Raw genomic sequence first — 3,199 nt, 5'->3', positions numbered from 1 at the left:
TTGATGCCTGGCAGTTCCCTACTCTCACATGGGGAGACCCCACACTACCATCGGCGCTACGGCGTTTCACTTCTGAGTTCGGCATGGGGTCAGGTGGGACCACCGCGCTAAAGCCGCCAGGCAAATTCTGTTATCTGTATCAGGCTGAAAATCTGTCTCTTCGCCAAAACATCTTCGGCGTTGTAAGGTTAAGCCTCACGGTTCATTAGTATCGGTTAGCTCAACGCATCGCTGCGCTTACACACCCGACCTATCAACGTCGTCGTCTTCAACGTTCCTTCAGGAGACTTAAAGTCTCAGGGAGAACTCATCTCGGGGCAAGTTTCGTGCTTAGATGCTTTCAGCACTTATCTCTTCCGCATTTAGCTACCGGGCAGTGCCATTGGCATGACAACCCGAACACCAGTGATGCGTCCACTCCGGTCCTCTCGTACTAGGAGCAGCCCCCCTCAATTCTCCAGCGCCCACGGCAGATAGGGACCGAACTGTCTCACGACGTTCTAAACCCAGCTCGCGTACCACTTTAAATGGCGAACAGCCATACCCTTGGGACCTACTTCAGCCCCAGGATGTGATGAGCCGACATCGAGGTGCCAAACACCGCCGTCGATATGAACTCTTGGGCGGTATCAGCCTGTTATCCCCGGAGTACCTTTTATCCGTTGAGCGATGGCCCTTCCATTCAGAACCACCGGATCACTATGACCTGCTTTCGCACCTGCTCGCGCCGTCACGCTCGCAGTCAAGCTGGCTTATGCCATTGCACTAACCTCCTGATGTCCGACCAGGATTAGCCAACCTTCGTGCTCCTCCGTTACTCTTTGGGAGGAGACCGCCCCAGTCAAACTACCCACCAGACACTGTCCGCAACCCGGATTACGGGTCTACGTTAGAACACCAGCCATTAAAGGGTGGTATTTCAAGGGCGGCTCCACGCAGACTGGCGTCCACGCTTCAAAGCCTCCCACCTATCCTACACATCAAGGACCAGTGTTCAGTGTCAAGCTATAGTAAAGGTTCACGGGGTCTTTCCGTCTTGCCGCGGGTACACTGCATCTTCACAGCGAGTTCAATTTCACTGAGTCTCGGGTGGAGACAGCCTGGCCATCATTACGCCATTCGTGCAGGTCGGAACTTACCCGACAAGGAATTTCGCTACCTTAGGACCGTTATAGTTACGGCCGCCGTTTACCGGGGCTTCGATCAAGAGCTTCGCGTTGCCGCTAACCCCATCAATTAACCTTCCGGCACCGGGCAGGCGTCACACCGTATACGTCCACTTTCGTGTTTGCACAGTGCTGTGTTTTTAATAAACAGTTGCAGCCAGCTGGTATCTTCGACTGATTTCAGCTCCGCCCGCAGGGGCTTCACCTACATATCAGCGTGCCTTCTCCCGAAGTTACGGCACCATTTTGCCTAGTTCCTTCACCCGAGTTCTCTCAAGCGCCTTGGTATTCTCTACCTGACCACCTGTGTCGGTTTGGGGTACGATTTCGTGTTACCTGATGCTTAGAGGCTTTTCCTGGAAGCAGGGCATTTATCACTTCAGCACCGTAGTGCCTCGTCATCACACCTCAGCGTTAAAAGGTACCGGATTTACCTGGAACCTCCGCCTACATGCTTAAACCGGGACAACCGTCGCCCGGCTGACATAGCCTTCTCCGTCCCCCCTTCGCAGTAACACCAAGTACAGGAATATTAACCTGTTTCCCATCGACTACGCCTTTCGGCCTCGCCTTAGGGGTCGACTCACCCTGCCCCGATTAACGTTGGACAGGAACCCTTGGTCTTCCGGCGAGCGGGCTTTTCACCCGCTTTATCGTTACTTATGTCAGCATTCGCACTTCTGATACCTCCAGCAACCCTCACAGGCCACCTTCAACGGCTTACAGAACGCTCCCCTACCCAACAACACATAGTGTCGCTGCCGCAGCTTCGGTGCATGGTTTAGCCCCGTTACATCTTCCGCGCAGGCCGACTCGACCAGTGAGCTATTACGCTTTCTTTAAATGATGGCTGCTTCTAAGCCAACATCCTGGCTGTCTGTGCCTTCCCACATCGTTTCCCACTTAACCATGACTTTGGGACCTTAGCTGGCGGTCTGGGTTGTTTCCCTCTTCACGACGGACGTTAGCACCCGCCGTGTGTCTCCCGTGATAACATTCTTCGGTATTCGTAGTTTGCATCGGGTTGGTAAGCCGGGATGGCCCCCTAGCCGAAACAGTGCTCTACCCCCGAAGATGAGTTCACGAGGCGCTACCTAAATAGCTTTCGGGGAGAACCAGCTATCTCCCGGTTTGATTGGCCTTTCACCCCCAGCCACAGGTCATCCGCTAATTTTTCAACATTAGTCGGTTCGGTCCTCCAGTTAGTGTTACCCAACCTTCAACCTGCCCATGGCTAGATCACCGGGTTTCGGGTCTATACCCTGCAACTTAACGCCCAGTTAAGACTCGGTTTCCCTTCGGCTCCCCTATACGGTTAACCTTGCTACAGAATATAAGTCGCTGACCCATTATACAAAAGGTACGCAGTCACCCCATAAAGAGGCTCCCACTGCTTGTACGTACACGGTTTCAGGTTCTTTTTCACTCCCCTCGCCGGGGTTCTTTTCGCCTTTCCCTCACGGTACTGGTTCACTATCGGTCAGTCAGGAGTATTTAGCCTTGGAGGATGGTCCCCCCATATTCAGACAGGATACCACGTGTCCCGCCCTACTCTTCGAGTTCACAACAAGTGTGTTTTCGTGTACGGGACTATCACCCTGTACCGTCGGACTTTCCAGACCGTTCCACTAACACACAAGCTGATTCAGACTCCGGGCTGCTCCCCGTTCGCTCGCCGCTACTGGGGGAATCTCGGTTGATTTCTTTTCCTCGGGGTACTTAGATGTTTCAGTTCCCCCGGTTCGCCTCGTTAACCTATGTATTCAGTTAACGATAGTGCAACGGATTGCACTGGGTTTCCCCATTCGGACATCGACGGGTCAAGGGTTCATATCACCTCGCCGTCGCTTTTCGCAGATTAGCACGTCCTTCATCGCCTCTGACTGCCAGGGCATCCACCGTGTACGCTTAGTCGCTTAACCTCACAACCCGAAGATGTTTCACTTCTGATTGCGAAAATTTGAGAGACTCGAACACACATGAGCTGTGTGTCGTTTCAATTTTCAGCTTGATCCAGATTTTTAAAGAGCAAA

General features: G+C 53.1%; 2 rRNA genes. Both read right to left on the bottom strand.

Annotation, left to right across the window (positions count from 1 at the left end):
• Positions 1–5: 5 nt before the first annotated feature.
• Positions 6–121, bottom strand: a 5S ribosomal RNA gene (gene rrf / locus IM267_RS20665).
• Between the two features lie 63 nt (positions 122–184).
• Positions 185–3,088: ribosomal RNA gene (locus tag IM267_RS20660) — 23S ribosomal RNA — on the bottom strand.
• Positions 3,089–3,199 lie beyond the last annotated feature (111 nt).

Origin of the sequence: Enterobacter cloacae complex sp. P15RS (assembly GCF_014895905.1) — a bacterium.
Taxonomy (GTDB): Bacteria; Pseudomonadota; Gammaproteobacteria; order Enterobacterales; family Enterobacteriaceae; genus Enterobacter; species Enterobacter quasihormaechei.
This window is presented reverse-complemented; position numbering and strand designations above follow the sequence as displayed.